Below are 19,585 nucleotides of genomic sequence, written 5' to 3' on the forward strand. Positions count from 1 at the left end.
AGAAGTCTAATTCTAAAAGTACTCCCACCCAGGTTATTAACAATTAATCTGGGTGGGAGTACTTTTTTCAATAACCGTCAACATCACAAAAATTAATTGGCAGCTTTCCTTCATATGAATATTCCATTCTCAGGATAGTTTATCTCTAGCCTCTGGCTGTGCCATGTAGATCTCTGAACCGCTTTTTCATTCACCTCTGTATACAAATAATCTAGCGAGCCTTTTTCTTAGTTCATCGATATAAAACTTCTAAAAATTCAAATTTTAACAAATTTACAGTTCAGTTAGCTTATTTCAATGCCTTGATTCAATTGAAGTAAGCTTTAACAGATTACATTTTATTTAAGAAATAAGAACCTTCTATGGCACTAAATCAATTCTGGCGAAAGCTACTTAATAGTAATTTAGCTAAAAAGCTATAAGTAGTTGCTCCAAAATGACTTGGCAGGAAAAAATAAACAGATTAGGTTACTAAAAAAATTCCTAGTTAAACATTTTAATGTCAACCACATAGGCCTTTCTAAAATCACACTTACTTGCTAGTTTATCTTATTCAATGTTGAATTTCTGTTTTAACACGATTCCAGCTTCTAACTCTCTTACTCTTTTTAGAGAAAAAGCCCTTTCTGTAGCTAATTGTATTGTAGCAATTACATTGATAATCTGCATACTAGGTATTGAAGAAGCGCGGGCACAGACTCAAACTAATTTAGCTTTAGGTAAAACTGCCGTTGCTTCTTCAATTGAAAATGCAAACTTTCCGGCTACATCCGCAGTGGATGGCAATTTAGGAACAAGGTGGGCAAGTACTAATCCATCAGCACTCGCATGGATATATGTAGACTTGGGTGGCTTTTATAACATCAACCAAGTAAACTTAGCTTGGGAAGCTGCTTACGCGGCAGATTATACAATTCAGGTTTCCAATGATGCTTCCAATTGGACTACCATCAAAACGGTCACTAACAATACACTGTCAGTAAGTACAGGTGGAGTTTATAACGACAATCATACTGGTTTGATTGGTATGGGCCGCTTTGTAAGAATAAACGGCACCAGGAGGAGCACCAATTTTGGGTATTCTCTTTGGGAAGTTCAGGTATTCGGGACAGCTGCCCCGAATTTAGCTTTGAATAAGCCAACTACAGCTTCTTCTGTTAGAGTTAGTACAAATAATCTTGCTACAAATGCAACAGACGCAAGCACTACCACCAGATGGGAAAGCGAGTGGGTTGCAACCCCTCAATGGATTCAGGTAGATTTAGGGAGATCCTACTCTGTCAGCCGTGTAGTTCTAAATTGGGAAGCAGCTTCAGCAAGAGCCTATGAAATACAAATGTCTACAGATGGAAATAGCTGGATTACTATTGGTCAGACAGCAACGAATACTAGTTTAAATAACGACTGGTTAGCGCTTGCAGGCAATGGTCGTTACCTAAGAATCTATACTACCGAAAGGACAAACACAGCTTATGGGTATTCTTTGTATGACTTGCATGTTTATGGTGTAGAAAACCAGGCCCCGGTAATAACCTCCAACGGGGGCGGAACTACAGCTTCCATCTCAGTTCCTGAAAACACCACCGCCGTAACTACTGTAACCTCTACAGATGCAGAGGCAGGTTCTAGTAGAACCTACAGCATTCTAGGTGGCGTAGACGCCGCTAGATTCAATATCAATGCTACTACCGGGGCCTTAACTTTTGCTTCGGCCCCTAACTTCGAAGCCCCCGCATCAGCCGCAGGCACTAACGCATACCAAGTGATAGTGAGAGTCACAGATAATGGAGGCTTAACTGCTGACCAGACAATCACTGTATCGGTCACCAATGTGAATGAGCCACCGGTTGCCAGCAACATCACAACTTCGCCCACAGTACCAAATACTGCTTCCAAAAAGAGCATTAGCAATTTGGTAGGCACTGACCCAGATGCAGGAAATACAATTGCTAGTTTCAAGATAAACACAATTCCTACCTCGGGTACCCTATTCGTAGGAAACACAGAGGTAACTAGTACAAACCTTGGTAATATCTATGCGGCTACAAACAACCAATTAAGTGGGCTTACTTTCACGCCTGCCACTGGTTCAACGGGAAATGTGACGTTTACCTACACAGCTACTGACAACTCCAACCCTTCCGCTACATCTTCACCTGCTACCTATACCATTCCTGTAACCACAGACAATCCGGCTGTCTATTCGTACTTACAGCAGGGCTACTCCAAGTATGCCCTCAGAAGTGGTTTAACCATAGCTACTGCTTCAGATCCTAATGGTTCCATTACAAGAGCTACAGTATCAGGAACTGCTCTGCCTTCCTTTTTAACCTTGAATCCCTCCAACGGCAGCATATCGGTAAATACCAATGAGGCTGTGGCCGGTACTTACAACAGAAATATAACCCTTACAGATGATAAAGGGGGAATCTCTACTGTGGCGCTGAACCTAACCATCACCAATGATTACTACCAAGCTAATGCCAATGCTTTCAAAACGGGCGAAAACTGCTACCAACTTACGGCAAATACAGCCAACCAAAGAGGTCAGGTTTGGGCCACCACTCCCATTTCTTTGGCCAAGTCGTTTGAAATTAGTTTCAACATCTATCTGGGTAACAATGACGCGGGTGCTGATGGAATTGCTTTTGGTTTTCAGCGTGCCGCAGATCCTCTCTTTGCGGTGGGCGCACCTGGTGAAGGGATAGGCTTTGGTCATGGCGCCAGTACAACAAACCCCAGAACTGGCGGTATTGCTCCTTCAGTGGCTATTGAATTTGACACCTATCAGAATACACATTCCTCTGAGATTGCCGCCGATCATATTGCCATCTTTAAAAATGGCGAAGAGCGCTCGCCGGTAAAAGCAGCCGTTCAAATGAGCAGCACTTCTGCGAACACCGAAGATGGATTACCCCATAAAGTGCAGATAATCTGGCGAGCCACAGACAACACCTTGTTTGTTTACTTTGATGGAGTACTACGCGAAAGGTATTCAGAAAGCTTCATAAGTACGGTCTTTGGAAATAACCCGGACGTCTACTTTGGCTATACTGCAAGTACTGGCGGCTCTACAAACCAGCAGAGTGTCTGTGAAATCAACTTCAACCCTATGGATGCAGATGCAGATGGCATTGCGGACTCCCAAGACTTGGATAACGATAACGACGGTATTTCCAATTTAATGGAATCTGGTGGCCTCAACCCATTTGCTGATGATGACAATGACGGCATTCCCAACTTCCGTGATGCCAACTTCGGCGCCCTAAATGTAAGAGGTGTGGTAGCTATCTTAGATAAGGACGGGGATGGTATCATCAATGCTTTAGACTTAGACTCTGATGATGACGGTATTCCTGACGCCTTGGAAGCAGCGAATGGAACAGCACCAGCTAATTACGACTTCAATACCGGTCGTCTAACTAACATAAACGCCAGCGGGTCGCCAGTTAACACCGTTCAAACGCATTTAGATTTTGATGGCGATGGCATTCCCAACTTTCTGGATATTGATGCTGACGGAGATGGTATTCCAGATTATTTAGAAGCCCAAGCAACAGGAAAGGTAGTAACTAATTCAGGCGTAGATGCCAACAAAGACGGCATTGACGATGCTTTCAGTACCACAACAGCCATAGCGTTGACTCCGATAAACACAGACGGTGATAGTCTACCCGACTTCCTGGACCTGGACAGCGACAATGACATGATGCAAGATTTCATTGAGGCTTTTGACATCAATAAAGATGGTATGTCAAGTGATGATCTGGCAAAATTAGGAGCCGACTTCACCACCAGAGCCCAAGGCACGACTGCTGCAGGATATTACCCAGCCACTATTTCCAGCGGAAGCAAAGTGCAGGAATGGTTGAAATACGCTTCAGACACCCGCTTCCATTTTCTCAGCAAAAACAGCTCCTACTACAAAGACACAGATGCCGACGGTTTGGTGGATCTGCTGGATACTAATAATTATGGAAGCGAGCTTTCAGTCTCTAACATTAACTATGCCTTCAGAACAAGTTCTACCGTGGTGACACTTCCCGTACAGTTAATCTCTTTCACGGCCAAAACCAAAAGCACTTCTATTCAACTGAACTGGTCAACGGCCTCTGAGAAAAACAACGACTACTTCCAAGTTGAACGTAGCACAGATGGCAAGACCTTCACCGCCATAGACAAAGTAAAAGGCAACGGAACCAGCAACATAGTACAGAACTACGGCTTCTTAGACACCTTTGCGCCTGTGGGCATCAGCTACTACCGCCTGAAACAAGTAGACTTTGACGGACATTCTGAGTATAGCAAAACCATTACCGCTAAAGTCACGGAAAGCAGTGCCCAACAGACGCAAGTAGCAGTGGCCCCTAACCCTTTCAGTCAGGAACTTTCCTTCTCGGTGAACAGTAGCCAGCCACGAATTGTCATCATTGAACTTTATGACCTGAATGCCAAACAAGTAATGCATGAAACTGTACAAGTGCCAGCGGGAACTACGGTTCTGAAAAGAGACCTGCGTACTGTAACCGTAGGAGTCTACTTGTTGCGGGTGAAAGGCGAGTTGATCAATGAAATGATTAAGGTTGTGAAAACAAACTAAGTCTCTTCAGTTACATTATGGCCCCAAGCCTCTAAACCTGATTAATGTAAAAATTAACGGGTTTAGAGGCTTTTCTTTTAAGGTATCTACACATTGTTTGCGTAAATTCGCAGGTTTTATTTACGATCTATGAAAATCATGAAATTTGGGGGTACCTCCGTAGGCTCTGCCGAGCGGATGGGTGCCGTCTCTCAACTGCTTCCCACGCAGGAACCCGTGATTGTCGTGCTTTCTGCTATGTCAGGAACCACCAACCACCTGGTGCAGATTGGGCAGCAACTGGCGCAGGGCGACATAGCCCAGGCCGAATCTCTCACAAACCAACTGGAGCAACACTATAAACAGGTGATTGCCGATTTATATAAACAGGAAACTTCCAAGGACAAGGGCAAACAGGTAGTACAAACCGTATTTGCTGACATACGGGCGTGCTTTGATCATCCCTTCTCTTCCACTTCTGAGAAAATCATTTTGGCGCAGGGCGAGTTATTGTCTACTCAGCTTTTCCAGATTTTTCAGGAAGAGAACGGTATTCCGTCTGTGTTGCTTCCCGCGTTGGAGTTTATGAAAATCACCGCCGAGGAAGAGCCAGACCAGGCTTTTATCCGAGAGAACATCAGAAAGCAACTGGATCAATACCCAGACGCGCAGCTGTTCATCACGCAGGGTTACATCTGCCGCAACGCCAACGACGAAATTGACAACCTGAAGCGCGGCGGCAGTGACTACACCGCATCCATCATCGGCGCAGCCGTAAAAGCTTCTGAGATTCAGATCTGGACCGATATTGACGGCATGCACAACAATGATCCGCGCATCGTGAAGAACACCTACCCTATCGCGGAGTTGTCTTTTGACGAGGCGGCGGAGTTGGCGTACTTCGGGGCGAAGATTCTGCACCCGTCCAGCATTCTGCCTGCGCAGCAGCACAACATCCCGGTACGGCTCTTGAACACCATGCAGCCAGAGGCTCAGGGAACTACTATTTCCTCCAAAAAATCTGGCAACGAGATCAAAGCGGTAGCGGCCAAAGACGGCATCATCGCTATCAAGATCAAGTCAAGCCGCATGTTGCTGGCCTACGGTTTCCTTCGTAGCGTATTTGAAGTATTTGAGCGCTTCAAAACGCCTATTGACATGATCACTACCTCTGAGGTAGCCGTTTCCCTGACCATAGACAACCAAACGTATCTGCCTGAGATTACGGAGGCGTTGCAGCGTTTTGGTACCGTGGAGATTGACACAGATTTAACCATTATCTGCGTGGTAGGTGACTTCATGGAAGACAAGCCGGGCGCGGCCTTGCGCGTGGTGCAGTCTTTGGGCCACATTCCGTTGCGCATGATTTCCTACGGCGGAAGCAAAAACAACATCAGCTTCCTGGTAAATACTACTTACAAAGAAGACGCCCTGGTTTCCATTAACGAGGGTGTTTTTCAGGAAAGAGAGGAAAACCATGCGTAAAGAACAACTGCAGGCATTCGCCCAGCAGCCAACACCCTTTTATGCGTATGACCTTTCCCTGTTGCGCCAAACCTTGGAGGTGGCCAAGGCCGAAGCCGGAAAATACGAATATCATATACATTACGCTCTGAAAGCGAACGCTAACGCACCTATCCTTACTGAAATCCTGGAAAGAGGCTTCGGGGCTGATTGTGTGAGTGGCAACGAGGTGCGACGGGCGCTGGAAGCAGGTTTTAAACCAGAGCAGATTGTATTTGCAGGCGTAGGCAAGTCTGACGCTGAAATTAACTTCGCCCTGGATGCGAACATCTTCTGCTTCAACTCAGAATCGGTGCAGGAACTGGAAGTGATCCAGGAACTGGCGGCGGCCAAGGGGAAAACGGCACAAGTGGCCCTGCGCATCAACCCAAACGTAGACGCCTATACCCACAAGCACATCACCACCGGACTAGAGGAAAACAAGTTTGGGATAAACCTGTGGGAACTGGAGGAACTGGTACCCAGATTCGCGGAGTGGCCCAATCTGAAACTGATAGGCTTGCACTTCCACATCGGTTCCCAGATCACCGACCTTACGGCGTTTGAAAACCTGTGCCTGCGCGTAAACGAAATCCAGAGCTGGTTTGAGGAACGTGGCCTTACTTTTCCGCACCTGAATGTTGGCGGCGGATTAGGTGTGGATTACCGCACTCCGGAAGAAAACCCCATTGCTGATTTTGAAGCATATTTTGCTATTTTCAATAGATTGCTGGAGAAACGCGAGGGTCAAATAGTGCATTTTGAATTGGGCAGAGCTTTGGTGGCTCCCAGTGGAAACCTTATTTCCAGGGTACTTTACCTAAAACACGGCAAAAAAACCAACTTCGTAATTCTGGACGCGGGCATGACCGAATTGATGCGCCCCGCCCTATACCAGGCATACCACAAAATAGAGAACCTAACCAGCGACTTACCCTCCAAAACCTATGACGTGGTAGGCCCCATCTGCGAATCAACGGACTGTTTCTCCAAAGCCATTGAACTCCCAGAAACCAAACGCGGCGATTTAGTAGCCATCAGAACCGCCGGTGCCTACGGCGAAGTCATGGTCTCTGAGTACAACCTCCGCGACCGGGTAAAAGCCGTTTATCTTTCCTAGAAGTTTCTAAAGATTATTGCTGTAATCAGCACCTCATTGAACCTCCGTTTTAAAGCTGTTTTATGGAAAACAGCTTTAAAACGGAGGTTCTTTTTTCTGAATAGTTTGGTGATAGGAAATACTCTCATTCCCCTAGCTGGAGTTTAATGTTCCTATCCGCAAGTCGATGAGGAAAGCGTTTCTGGTCCCTTTTCAGAAATAGGATCTATAAACAAACTGGCGCGAGACTTCAGTCTCGTGACAAAGGATGAAGCGAGTCTTCAGACTCGCCGTACCACAATTAGAATTGCTGTGCGTAGAGTTAGCGTCAGCGCTCTACGCACTAGTGGACAGCCAATCTCCCGATTGGCGTAACGGAAAGGTTATTGGCACAGACGCTCGCAGGTCTTTCAGACACTATGAGGTCTTTTGAGTAAACGGCAAAGCGGCTGCATGCGGCATGTAAATTCCCCTCCTAGTTTAGGAGGGGTGTCCGGAGGACGGGGTGGTGAAAACTGGTCTACAGATTTGCCAGCCTTAATTACAGCAATGCTTGGTTTCGAAGACCACCCAATATCTCCAGACATCAGTCTGAAGACTGGTGCCAGTTTTGTTGAAAGCTTTGTACTAGTGCGAATTGAAGCTAATCTTCTCCATTTCAACCCTCCTTTCCTCAAAACTGCGCTAAAACGAAAACACCCGGCTGATGCCAGGTGTCTGCGTCAATAAACGAACAAATTAAACAAGCCTCCTTTTATGAACGGTTTACACCGTTGACTATACTATTTACTTCTTCCAAAAATCTACTTAAGACAACTCTGCTTTTTCCTTTTCCTTCTTGGCATGCGCACCTACAAAATCAGAGGACAAGGCCATGATGTGTGCGCCCGCGCTTCTAATTTGGTCTTGTGCTTTGATGAGGTTGCCTAGGGAAACGGTACCAATAACGCTGAACGTGTCATTCTCCCGCTGCACGTTTTGCAGATTAGACAAACCTAGGGCTACTACCAGATCAGGCTCACTGCTGCGCAGGTACACTTCAAATTCAAAATCCAGCGCCAAGGCCGGGGCATTGGTGGTTTTGTGCAGTTTTTTATAGCCGTAAGAATAGCCTTGGCTAATAGAAACAATGTCTGATAACACGGCGGCTCCGGTAGGATGCCCGCCCGCGCCGCGGCCCTTGAACAATTGCGGACCTGAGTAGGTACCTTGCACTACTACGCCGTTGAATTCCTGCTCCACCACAAACAGATCATCTGAGGTGTCAACCAGGCTGGGCAGCACCACTGGCACCAATTCCCCATCGGCGGTCAGGTGCGAAGAGGCGACCATTTTAATGACAGCGTCATTCTGTTTGGCATACGCCACGTCCTGTTCGCTCAGGTAATCAATCCCAAAGAAAGCGACTTCCTCGGGGGCGATAGTTCTCCCGAAAGCATGGGCGGTGAGGATGCACAATTTGTGGCGCGCATCGGCTCCGGCTACGTCTAACCAGGGGTCCAGTTCGGCAAAGCCTTTGTCCTGGGCTTCCTTCAGAGCTTCGGCGTAGCCTTTCTGCAGTTTGAAAATCTGGCTCAGAATGTAGTTGGAAGAACCGTTCAGGATGCCGTGCACCCGTTCCAGCGGTTCATTGGAGAAATACTCTTCTACTGTTCTGATGATGGGAATTCCACCGGCCACCGCTGCCTCATACAGCAACGTACCGCCAAACTCCTGCTGCAAAGCCAGCAGTTCAGGCAAGTGGTAGGCGACCAGTTTCTTGTTGGCCGTAACTACCTTTTTGCCTTTCCGCAGGGCTTCGGCCACAATGGTGTAGGCTTCAGTGGCATCACTGATGGCTTCCACCAGAATGTCCAGGCTCTGGTCCTGCAGTACTTCCTGCCAGTCATAGGTGAAACTTTCTGCCGGCAGCGGCCGCAGTTTGTTTGGGTCTTTGACGCAGATGCGCTCTACTTTGTAAGGGAGCGACTCTTCGCGGGAGAGGATGTCATACAAGCCCTGGCCTACGCAGCCAAATCCAAATAAACCTATTTTTAGAAGACGGTGGGAATCCATGATTTTCGAGGTTGTTTTTTCTTTAAAAAAGTATCTAGTACGTGACGCAACTGGTCTGTCTCCAACAAGAAACCGTCATGTCCGGCTTCAGAATGAATGACCTGAAAAGTGGCGTTACGAATATGTCTGGAAACAAATCTTTGTTCATTGAGGGGGAATAATTGGTCTGTGTCTACACCCACCACCAGGGTTTCAGCCTGCACTTGCCGCAAAGCCTCTTCCAGGGTGCCTCTGTTGCGGCCTACGTGGTGACTGTCCATCATTTTGGTGAGGTGCCAGTACGAGAAAGCATTAAAGCGTTTCGCCAGTTTCTCGCCCTGATACTGCTGGTACGTGGCTGCCCGGTAGATGTCCTTCAATTTAGAAGAACTTTCCTTTTGGGACTGGTTGTAGGCGTTATAATTGCGGTATGACAATAAGGCAATGGAACGGGCGGTTTTCATGCCTTCCAGTCCGGCAGTGTCTGTTGCTAATTGCCAGGTTACATCTTGCTCAATGGCCATGCGCTGGCTTTCATTCAAGGCAATAGCCCATGGAGTTTGCCGGGCATTGGCCGCCACCTGAACCAGTCGTCTGGTAACCGTTGGGTTTTCAACCGCCCACTCCAGCGCCTGCTGTCCGCCAATGGAACCGCCTATCAACACTTCAAACTGTTCAATCTCTAAATGCTGCCGTAGGGCGTCAAACGCCCGCACCACATCTAAGTTGGTCACCGTTGGGAAAGAATGGTAGTAAGGTCTGCCGGTGTCCGGATTCAAACTGAGCGGACCGGTAGAGCCGTAGCAGCTACCCAGCGAGTTGGCGCACACAATAAAATGCTGGGTTGGGTCAAAAGTTTTCCCTTCGCCAAATAAATCTCCCCACCAGTCTTTCACAAAAGCGTTGCCGGTAAAGGCATGGCACACCCAAATGACATTGCTGCGGTCCTCGTTGAGGGTGCCCCAGGTAGTGTAAAAGAGTTGGAAGCCGGGCAAAGTTCGCCCGGACTCCAACGTGAATTCACTTGTATATTCAAAAACGCGTCCTTTCAACATGGCTGTTACTCACTTATAAAGAGGCCTCCAACTTCGGTTCCCGTATCTTCACTTTGGCAAATGCCTGTTCAAAATCGGCTTTGATATCATCTAAATGCTCTATTCCCGCCGAAACGCGCAGCAGCGTAGGGTTCACGCCCGCTGAAAGTTGCTCTTCTTCGTTCAATTGCTGGTGCGTGGTGGAAGCCGGATGGATGATCAGCGTTTTAGCGTCGCCTACGTTAGCCAGGTGGCTCACTAGTTCCAGGCTGTTCACAAACACTTCGGCCTCTTCTTTGCCGCCTTTCAGGTTGAAGCTCAACACACCTCCGTAACCGCGTTTCAGGTATTTTTTGGCGAGTTCATGGTAAGGGCTGGACGCCAGCCCCGGATAATTCACGCTCTCTACCAACGGATGCTGCTCCAGCCACTCGGCCAAGGCCTGGGCGTTCTGAACGGTGCGGTCAACCCGCAGCGACAGCGTTTCTAACCCTTGAATTAGTTGAAAAGAGTTGAAGGGGCTCAAAGCCGGGCCGAAATCCCGAAGCCCTTCTACCCGCGCTCTTATGGCGAAGGCAATGTTTCCGAACGGCCCACCGGCCCCAAATACTTCCCAGAAGTTAAGGCCGTGGTAGCCTTCAGACGGTTCACTGAACTGCGGGAATTTACCGTTGCCCCAGTTGAAGTTACCGCCGTCTATAATCACGCCCCCTACGCTGGTGCCGTGCCCACCAATCCATTTAGTAGCCGAAGCCACTACTACATTGGCCCCGTGCTCCAACGGACGGAACAGATATCCACCGGCTCCAAAGGTATTATCTACTACCAACGGAAGGTTGTGCCCAGCGGCCACTGCGGCAATGGACTCAAAATCTGGAATATTGAAGCGCGGATTCCCGATGGTCTCCAAGTAAAGAGCTTTGGTGTTTTCGTCAATCAAAGAAGCATAGGTAGCCGGTTCATCATTCTTGGCGAACTTCACCTCTATGCCCAAGCGCTTGAAAGCTACTTTAAATTGGTTGTAAGAACCGCCATACAAATTGCTGGAGGCAATAAAATTGTCACCGGCTTGTAAGATGTTGTTTAAGGCAATGAATTGCGCCGCCTGCCCGGAGCCTACCGCCACGGCTGCCACTCCCCCTTCCAGGGCCGCGATGCGTTTTTCGAACACATCGGTGGTGGGATTCATGATGCGGGTATAGATATTTCCGAATTGCTTTAAGGCAAATAGGTTAGCGCCGTGCTCGGCGTTTTCAAAAACGTAGGAAGTGGTTTGGTAAATGGGAACCGCCCGTGAACGAGTGGTTGGGTCTATTTCTTGACCAGCGTGCAGCTGAAGGGTTTCAAAACGATATGAATTAGACATGATAATAGCCGGTTACAATTGGAAAATTGAACAAAAACAAGAGCCAGAAAACAGACAGACAACAGGTTTCCTCCTGCCGCTGCGCGTCAGGCCCCTAAAAGCAAAAGATTTAAACTTTATGAGAGGGGTTTAGCGACAACAGCAACAAATGTCTGTGGCAGACATAGTGCACATTCGCATATTGGAAGGGATACTAATAATTGGTGTGTTACCTTTTGCCGCCATGGTCAGGCGCGGCGCTGCATTGTCAGAAGTGGCGTTGAATTGCTTTTCCATCTTCGTATCAATTTATATTCCCCAAGTGGCAATATGTCCCTTGGGATCAGGAATTAGCACCTTACACGGTTGGTAGGTTGCTAGAGCTTCATTGAGCCTGTCTCTCCGCTCTTCTTTATAAATCAACTACCGGAATAATTGACTTGATGCTGCAAATCTATTAACGAAATCTTTAGCACCAAATAAATATCGAAATATTTTGTAAAAAGTTTTAAAATCCCAACAAATGTTAGTAAATGGAGGGAAGCACAAATGTGTCTTTCAGAAGTGAAATATCCTTGCCCCGTCTGTATCCTTTTCTAACTTTGCCGCTGTTAGTCAACTGCCATGCAAGCTCTAAAAGAAACCAATTTCCATTTTCCAGAACAGACCGGCTTTTACCGGGGCAAGGTTCGGGACGTTTATTATTTCAAAGATAAATTAGCCTTGGTGGCCACAGACCGTATCTCGGCGTTTGACGTGGTGTTGCCGCGGGCCATTCCTTACAAGGGCCAGGTGCTAAATCAGATTGCAGCCTCTTTTCTGGAGGCTACGGCTAACGTGGTGCCTAACTGGGTTCTTCGCCAACCGGCTCCTAATGTCACTATTGGTAGACAGTGCGAAACGTTTAAAGTAGAGATGGTCATCAGAGGTTATCTGGCGGGGCATGCCTGGCGCGAGTATAGTGCCGGCAAACGCACCTTGTGTGGCGTTGCGCTCCCCGATGGGTTGCGAGAAAACGATCCGTTCCCGGAGCCCATCATCACTCCTACCACCAAAGCTTCTGAAGGGCATGACGAAGATATTTCCAGGGAAGAGATTCTAGCCCAAGGCATTGTGCCTGAAGAGGAGTATCTGCAGTTGGAAGCGTACACCAGAGCCCTGTTCAAACGTGGCACAGAATTGGCTGCTGAACGCGGACTGCTCTTGGTAGATACCAAATATGAGTTTGGGAAAGCAGATGGCATCATTTATGTGATAGATGAAATACACACGCCTGATTCTTCAAGGTTCTTTTATTCAGAGGGTTATGAAGCGCGACAAAATGCGGGAGAGCCGCAACGGCAACTTTCAAAGGAGTTTGTACGTCAATGGCTCATTGAGAACGGGTTTCAGGGAAAAGAAGGACAGCAGATACCGGAAATGACAGACGAAAAAATAACTGAGATTTCGCAGCGTTACATAGAATTGTACGAGCAGTTGTTAGGCAGAAAGTTTGTTCCGCAAGATTATGCAAGCCAGCCACATACGCTCCAGGAAAGTATTGCGGCCAACATTTTTTAGATTACTTTGTTACAGATATTCCACCAATAATTGGTACATTCGCACTCCAAACCTTTTTGCTGTTACTTATGAAGTACACAATCGATAAAAAAGAAAATTACACGATCATCACCATAGATGAAAAAAAACTGGACACCACAATCGCGCCTGATTTGAAGTCTGAGTTTGTGAAGTTGAATGCAGAAGGTATCACCAACCTGATCCTGGATCTTACCAACGTAAAATATACCGATTCTTCCGGACTTTCCTCTATCCTGATTGCCAACCGTCTTTGCAACTCTTCGGGAGGAGTTTTGATTTTAACTGGCTTGCAAGAGCACGTGACCAAGCTGATCACGATCTCTAAACTGGAGTCTGTTCTGAACATTCTGCCTACCGTAGAAGAAGGCATTGACCGTGTTTTCCTACACGAGATTGAGAGCGATCTCACCAAAAAAGAAGAATAGTTTCTAAACGGGCCGCAGTTTGGATTTTGAGCTGAAAATACTTGGGAGCTCCTCTGCCACCCCGTCTTTTGAACGAAATCATACCGCACAACTCCTTACGGTTGGCAATCAGATCAACCTGATTGATTGCGGCGAGGGTACACAAATGCAGCTGATGCGTTACAAAGTAAAGCATCAGCGCATTTGTAATATCTTCATCAGTCACCTGCACGGTGACCACTACTTCGGCTTGGCCGGTCTGCTCTCTACCATGCACCTGCAGCAGCGCACCGGCCCCCTCAACCTCTTCGGCCCCAAAGGCCTGGCCGAAATCATTACCCTTCAATTCAAATACGGCGGTACCCAACTTCCCTACCACATCAATTTTGTGGAGGTAGACACCACCGTTTGTAAAAAAATCTTTGAAGACAAGCACATCACGGTCCACACGCTGCCCATGCAGCACCGGGTGCCTTGCTGTGGTTATCTGTTCAAAGAAAAACCCAAACCCCGCCATTTACTCAAAGGTAAGCTCCCTGAATTCCTGACACCTCCCCAACTGGTTCGGCTGAAATGGGGCGAGGATATCCGGAATGAGCAAGGGGAAGTTCTGGTGCGCAACCAGGATGTGACCACTGAGCCAAAGCGCAGCCGCAGTTACGCGTACTGTTCTGACACTAAGTACAAAGAAGATATTCTGTCTCAGGTTACCGGGGTAGATTTGCTGTACCACGAGTCTACTTTTCTAAGTGACCTGGAGCATAGAGCCACCCACACCTTCCATAGTACCGCTGCCCAAGCCGCCACCTTTGCCGAAAAAGCGCAAGTGAAACGTTTGCTCATCGGTCATTTTTCGGCACGTTATAAAGACCTTTCGCCGTTGTTGGCCGAGGCCCAGGCTATTTTCCCGAATACGGCGCTGGCGACGGAGGGGAAAACGATTAGTGTGTTGGAGTAGAGGTTTTGAGTGCTTTGGGGGCATGCCTATTGCCTTGGCTTTCCTGTTGTTTTCGTGGTGCATGCAGTTTGCTGTTCCCTTGGCTTAATCGCTTTTTGCGTGAGTGCAGGTGCTGTGTTGTTTCATTTTGGCGATGAGCGCTCACGGCCGCGAGGCCCCGCCTTCCGCCCTCGCGCTGTGATTTCTCCTCACCTGCTTCGCTAACGCTCACAGGTCGTCGAACTCTAGGCGCTCAAGCGAAAGGCTGGAAACTGAAATGCGTGGGAAGAAGAGACGAGTAGGTTTTAAGGTTGTTTTGCTGAAAAGAGCCGATAAACAAAAAAGACGCTGGCGCGAGTCTGGAGACTCGCGCCTACAGATACCGGGTAGTCTCCAGACTACCCTCGCTGCACCGCAGCGAAACCACGTATTGCTGATCTTCTTCTGTTCCTTCAAATCTAAATTTCGCTTTCAAGATTACTGAAGAAGTATTCATCTTAACTAGGGGCGCAACTTTCATTTCTGGCCTGCTTTTCAAGAATCAGGTAGAAAACGGCTATACCTCGCTTCATTGAATATTACCGGCTTTCTTCCATCTTTACAGTTCCATTTTTCCAAATTTGCTTTATTCTTTGCGGACTATGCTGCATTCTACTTCTTCCACTTCCGACATGGGCTTCAGGAAACGGCAGCTCTTTATGGTGCTCTGTGGTATATTTCTGACCAATGCCTTGCTAGCCGAATTGATTGGGGTGAAGATTTTCTCGGGGGAAGGGCTTTTTGGGGTAGGTGGGGCGCAGATTCCGGTGATGGGCACCAAACTGGATTTCAACTTAACGGCGGGGGTGATTATCTGGCCAGTGGTCTTCATCACCACCGATATTATTAATGAGTATTTCGGGAAAGAGGGCGTAAAACGGATCAGTTACTTAACGGCGGCGCTCATTGCGTATGCCTTTCTGGTGATTGTGGTGGCTACTGCTTTGCCGCCCGCCCAGTTCTGGCAGGAAGTAAACAGCCAGGGGCCTAACGGCTCTCCTTTTGACATGAACTATGCTTTCAGCAAAGTATTCGGGCAAGGGTTGGGCATTATAGTGGGATCTTTGGTGGCTTTCCTGTTGGGCCAATTGCTGGATGCCCACGTTTTCCATTGGCTGAAGCACTTGACCGGAAACCGTAAAATCTGGCTTAGGGCCACGGGTTCTACGTTGGTGTCGCAGTTAGTAGATACCGTGGTGGTGCTGTTTATTGCCTTTTACATTTTTGGCGACTGGGACTTGAAAACCGTACTATCGGTTTCGGTAATTAACTATCTCTACAAATTTACGGTAGCCGTGGTCCTCACCCCGCTTCTCTACATGGCCCATGCAGTGATTGACCGCTACCTGGCCGGAGATAGGAACGTACCCATGGAGACGTTTATTTCGAAAGATTGAGTTAATTCTGTTTTACGTAAGATTCTGACATGCCCCAACCTCCGTTGTATCTCCTAAGTGGTCTCTGTGCAGATGAACGCTTGTTCCAGTTCCTACAGTTAGCTCACCCTAACCCAAAAGTGATTCAGTGGATTACCCCGGAACCGCAGGACAATCTGGTTTCTTACGCCACCAAACTCATCCGGCAAATAGAGCCTGGTCAAGCGCCACCTATTCTTGTAGGGCTGAGTTTCGGGGGCATGGTTATTCAGGAAATCACGAAGCAGATTCCGGTGAAACGACTGATTCTGCTTTCCAGTCTGGCCAATACCCGTGAGTTGCCGCTTCACTACCGAATAGCCGGTTTCCTGCAGATGGAAAAATGGGTTCCGTTGGGTTTGTTCAAGCACTGGATGGCTCTGGCTAATTGGCTTTTTGGGGCTCACACCAAAGAGGAAAAACGCATTTTACGCGCAATTATTCAAGAAACCGACATTCCGTTTTTGCGCTGGTCTTTGCATCAAATCCTGCACTGGCGGCATGAGGCTTCAACGGAGAATGTGGTGGCTATTCACGGCGATGCCGATAAAGTACTGCCAGTTCCTGCGTACCCCTACCTCCATGTGGTAAAAGGCGGGGAACACCTCATGGTCATGGGTCGGGCCGAAGAAGTAAGCGACCTGATTAACCAGCATCTGCATTAACGCGTTTTCTTGCCTTTTCCTGAAAAGCGACTCTTAAACAGAAAGGCTTTCCTGTTTGCCGGGCAATCGCTTTCTTTGCACAAACTTTACGTAGAACATGGCACGATTTCTCACCGGCATCCAAAGCAGTGGCCGTCCGCACCTGGGCAACCTGTTAGGCGCCATTCTTCCCGCAATAGAGCTTTCCAGAAGTTCAGAAAACGAATCGCTCTATTTCATTGCAGATTTACATTCGCTCACTTCTATCAGAGATGCACAGGAACGTCGTCAAAACACGTATGCTGTAGCCGCCGCCTGGCTCGCCTTCGGGTTTGATACGGATAGAAATATTTTTTACCGTCAGTCAGATGTGCCTGAGACTACCGAGTTGACGTGGTATCTGAGTTGCTTCGCGCCGTATCCTATGCTGGCGAACGCGCACTCCTTCAAAGATAAATCGGCCCGCCGCGGATTGTCTGAAGTGAATGCCGGTTTGTTCACCTACCCTATTCTCATGGCCGCCGATATTTTGCTCTACGATGCCAATTTTGTGCCCGTGGGGAAAGACCAGATCCAGCACCTGGAAATTACGCGTGATGTAGCCAGTTCTTTCAATCACATCTACGGCGAAACGTTTGTAATTCCAGAGGTGAAGGTAGACGAAACCGTAATGACGGTGCCGGGCATAGACGGCGAGAAAATGAGCAAATCTTACGGCAATACCATTGATATTTTCCTGCCAGACAAAGAACTCCGGAAACGCATCATGAGCATTGTGTCAGACAGCAAGGCCTTGAAAGACCCTAAAGATCCGGCAACGGATAATACCTTCAAGTTGTATTCGCTGCTGGCTTCCGAAGAGCAGATAGAGACCATGCGCCAGAACTATTTGGCGGGCGGGTATGGCTACGGTCACGCCAAGCAAGCACTCTATGACCTCATTCTTACCAAGTACGCTGAGCCGCGCGAACGTTTTCACTACTACATGAACAACCTACAAGAGGTGGACGCAAAACTTGCCGAAGGTGCCGCCAAAGCCCGCGCCATTGGAGCCCCGGTTCTGCAACGTGTTCGGGAAAAGCTGGGATTTTAGTTGAATTACAAGTAGCATTTTTGTAACAACCAGAAAGCCGATGCTGTGTAGCATCGGCTTTCTGGTTTTATCCCTCTTTTACATAGAAGGCTTTCAAGGTATCAGAGGAGAAGTAGAAAAAATACTTCTTCCCAAGGAAAGATTCCAGTGGAAGTTCCTTCCAAGCCTTGTTCTTTGCACGTTTCTTTAATTGTGAGATTTCCTGCAAGGACAAAATTTTAGATGTAGTTGGATTCTCCGTTGAATAAGAGTGAACCTGCTTTTTCTCCTCATCTAACATAAAAAGAACATTATTATCTTTTAATAGAATTACAGGGGCCATATAATCAAGCTCATTGTAAAAGCCGTCATACCTATAACTAGCCAGCTGCCTACCGTCTATATGGTAGAAAATCAGGTTATTTGATTCACGGTCATATTTAGTATCCCATTCTTTCTTTTCCTTGTCATAGGAATGTTCCACATAGTCATACAAAGCGAAGAAAGAAGTATCTGAGATAAACTCAGCGGTGACCATGTCTGGCTTGCCGAATTTGAATTTGTACCCTTTAGGCCCGTATAAGGTGTGGCAGTTTAGAAAATACCTACGGTTAGGGCTTGTGTGCACAATCCCATCACAGCCGTTTCCGCCGGTGCTGCTATAGCTTTCTAATTGTAACAGGTTCCCTTTCAAGTCAGTGGAGAAAAAGGAAATGCCACCAAAATCACTTTCCGGCAGACCAAACCTAATGTCAAACAATACCCTTCCATCTTCGGTGACTCCTCTAAACTCGGCAGCCATGGGTACACTTTCAATGATAAATCCATCGTTTCCCAGTTTCAGAAAATCATGTTTGGTAAACTGTTTAGAAAACAACGTTTTTCCATTCTTGCTTAAATGGATTTTATAGACGTGGTTATGGGCTTTCGTGATTCTAACACTCTTGAGTTTCCCTTGAACGCTGTCTCTTTGTATTTCGGTAAATGAACTATCATTAAGGCTATAGCCCTCCGTACTAGCGATATAGACATCGTCTCCGGCCTTAAACTCACTTTTCCTTCTCATGTAAGGATACTCTCTCCTTTTGTAAGGGTGTTGGGTATAATAAGTAGTGTCAACCTTTTCAATAAGAGTTGAAGGAGCCTCAACTGGTATCTCGCTTGGCAGGGAGGTTGTCTCTTGCTTTTGTTGTGCCGACTTCTGGTTTTCACAAGAAGCAAAAGCAAACAAAGCAAGAAAACCCATAAGAATGGTGAGCTTTTTCATACTACATGTTAGCCACATTCCACCTCAAAAACAAACACCTGAAGAAGCGTCATTCTCGCTCCGTTTTCCGTAAATCTGCCCTACAACAGAAAAGGCTCCTGTGCGGTCTGAAACCGGCACAGGAGCCTAAATCTAAGATTATGGTTGGGGTGCGACTACACTTCAGTGCTCCACACTTCTTCGCGCACGTTTTTGCCTACGCTTAAGATAAGGCGGGTAGGGCTGGGCACCAATACCAAACGCGCTTCTTTGTTAGGGTACGCATCGGCTTCTACCCAAACCCCTTGCTTGCCGTTCAGTTCATCGGCGTTGAGGGTTTCCGGCAGGTAAGCGGTGGGCAGCAGGACATCAGTATCTGGGCATACTTTCATGTGCACATCGCCTAACACTTCCTCCAGATATTCCCCGAAGTTGTCGTTGAACTCGTCTTCTAAGTCATGCAGCTCTTCTTCCACGTCATCGTAGCGGTTATCGTTATAGGAGAGTTTGCTAAGCTCCTGCTTTTTCTGGATGATTTGCACCAGCGCAGTATTCAGTTCCTGGATATTCATGCGTTCTTATTTTTTACAAATTTTATAACATCTGCGGCTAATTGCAAGTAGCCGGGCCAAATACACCTCCTAAATTCCTAT

Annotated in this window: 14 protein-coding genes and 1 riboswitch; of the genes, 9 read left to right on the forward strand and 5 right to left on the reverse strand. The window is 47.4% G+C overall.

All coding sequences use genetic code 11. The features are described 5' to 3' along the window. Nucleotides 1–556 precede the first annotated feature (556 nt). The 3 genes from ACY0JR_RS12850 to lysA all read left to right on the forward strand — a co-directional run bounded on the left by ACY0JR_RS12850 (nt 557) and on the right by lysA (nt 7,202). Nucleotides 557–4,600 (forward strand): lectin-like domain-containing protein, encoded by a 4,044-nt coding sequence (locus ACY0JR_RS12850; protein ID WP_462634499.1) that lies wholly within the window; start codon nt 557–559, stop codon nt 4,598–4,600. Between the two features lie 129 nt (nt 4,601–4,729). Then, nucleotides 4,730–6,064, forward strand: a complete 1,335-nt coding sequence (locus ACY0JR_RS12855; RefSeq protein ID WP_462634500.1) for an aspartate kinase — start codon at nt 4,730–4,732, stop codon at nt 6,062–6,064. Then, nucleotides 6,057–7,202, forward strand: a complete 1,146-nt coding sequence (gene lysA, locus ACY0JR_RS12860; RefSeq protein WP_462634501.1) for a diaminopimelate decarboxylase — start codon at nt 6,057–6,059, stop codon at nt 7,200–7,202. The genes ACY0JR_RS12855 and lysA overlap by 8 nt, the downstream gene beginning before the upstream one ends. A 786-nt stretch (nt 7,203–7,988) precedes the next feature. Here lysA and ACY0JR_RS12865 read toward each other — a convergent pair. Genes ACY0JR_RS12865 through ACY0JR_RS12875 form a run of 3 tightly spaced genes read right to left on the reverse strand, consistent with a single transcriptional unit; the run spans nt 7,989 to nt 11,615 of the window. Next, entirely contained in the window at nt 7,989–9,236 is a 1,248-nt protein-coding gene (locus ACY0JR_RS12865) for a homoserine dehydrogenase (protein ID WP_462634502.1), read from the reverse strand. Beyond that, complete coding sequence (locus ACY0JR_RS12870) at nt 9,215–10,270, reverse strand: homoserine O-acetyltransferase family protein (protein ID WP_462634503.1); 1,056 nt, start codon at nt 10,268–10,270, stop codon at nt 9,215–9,217. Before ACY0JR_RS12870 ends, ACY0JR_RS12865 begins: the two co-directional genes overlap by 22 nt. 13 nt (nt 10,271–10,283) lie before the next feature. After that, on the reverse strand, nt 10,284–11,615 hold the full coding sequence (locus tag ACY0JR_RS12875) for an O-acetylhomoserine aminocarboxypropyltransferase/cysteine synthase family protein (RefSeq protein ID WP_462634504.1): 1,332 nt from the start codon (nt 11,613–11,615) through the stop codon (nt 10,284–10,286). Nucleotides 11,616–11,900: 285 nt separating this feature from the next. Next, a riboswitch (SAM riboswitch) is annotated at nt 11,901–12,015 on the reverse strand. A 203-nt stretch (nt 12,016–12,218) separates the two neighbouring features. Here ACY0JR_RS12875 and ACY0JR_RS12880 point away from each other — a divergent pair. The 6 genes from ACY0JR_RS12880 to trpS all read left to right on the forward strand — a co-directional run bounded on the left by ACY0JR_RS12880 (nt 12,219) and on the right by trpS (nt 17,707). Further along, nucleotides 12,219–13,154 (forward strand): phosphoribosylaminoimidazolesuccinocarboxamide synthase, encoded by a 936-nt coding sequence (locus ACY0JR_RS12880; RefSeq protein ID WP_462634505.1) that lies wholly within the window; start codon nt 12,219–12,221, stop codon nt 13,152–13,154. 68 nt (nt 13,155–13,222) lie between these two features. After that, nucleotides 13,223–13,600, forward strand: coding sequence for an STAS domain-containing protein (locus ACY0JR_RS12885; RefSeq protein WP_062545662.1), 378 nt, complete (start codon nt 13,223–13,225; stop codon nt 13,598–13,600). A 19-nt stretch (nt 13,601–13,619) separates the two neighbouring features. After that, nucleotides 13,620–14,537, forward strand: a complete 918-nt coding sequence (locus ACY0JR_RS12890; protein WP_462634506.1) for a ribonuclease Z — start codon at nt 13,620–13,622, stop codon at nt 14,535–14,537. A gap of 620 nt (nt 14,538–15,157) precedes the next feature. After that, nucleotides 15,158–15,952 carry a queuosine precursor transporter gene (locus ACY0JR_RS12895; protein ID WP_462634507.1) on the forward strand — a complete coding sequence of 265 codons (795 nt, stop codon included), beginning with the start codon at nt 15,158–15,160 and terminating at the stop codon, nt 15,950–15,952. A gap of 29 nt (nt 15,953–15,981) precedes the next feature. Further along, nucleotides 15,982–16,635: an alpha/beta fold hydrolase gene (locus ACY0JR_RS12900; RefSeq protein WP_462634508.1), complete on the forward strand. Its 654-nt coding sequence runs from the start codon at nt 15,982–15,984 to the stop codon at nt 16,633–16,635. Nucleotides 16,636–16,732: 97 nt separating this feature from the next. After that, nucleotides 16,733–17,707: a tryptophan--tRNA ligase gene (trpS, locus tag ACY0JR_RS12905; RefSeq protein WP_462634509.1), complete on the forward strand. Its 975-nt coding sequence runs from the start codon at nt 16,733–16,735 to the stop codon at nt 17,705–17,707. 67 nt (nt 17,708–17,774) lie between these two features. Here trpS and ACY0JR_RS12910 read toward each other — a convergent pair whose 3' ends face one another. Continuing rightward, on the reverse strand, nt 17,775–18,953 hold the full coding sequence (locus ACY0JR_RS12910; RefSeq protein ID WP_462634510.1) for a hypothetical protein: 1,179 nt from the start codon (nt 18,951–18,953) through the stop codon (nt 17,775–17,777). Between the two features lie 155 nt (nt 18,954–19,108). Beyond that, on the reverse strand, nt 19,109–19,504 hold the full coding sequence (locus ACY0JR_RS12915) for a hypothetical protein (protein ID WP_462634511.1): 396 nt from the start codon (nt 19,502–19,504) through the stop codon (nt 19,109–19,111). Nucleotides 19,505–19,585: the final 81 nt, after the last annotated feature.

It is taken from the genome of Rufibacter sp. JT3400010 (assembly GCF_054956755.1).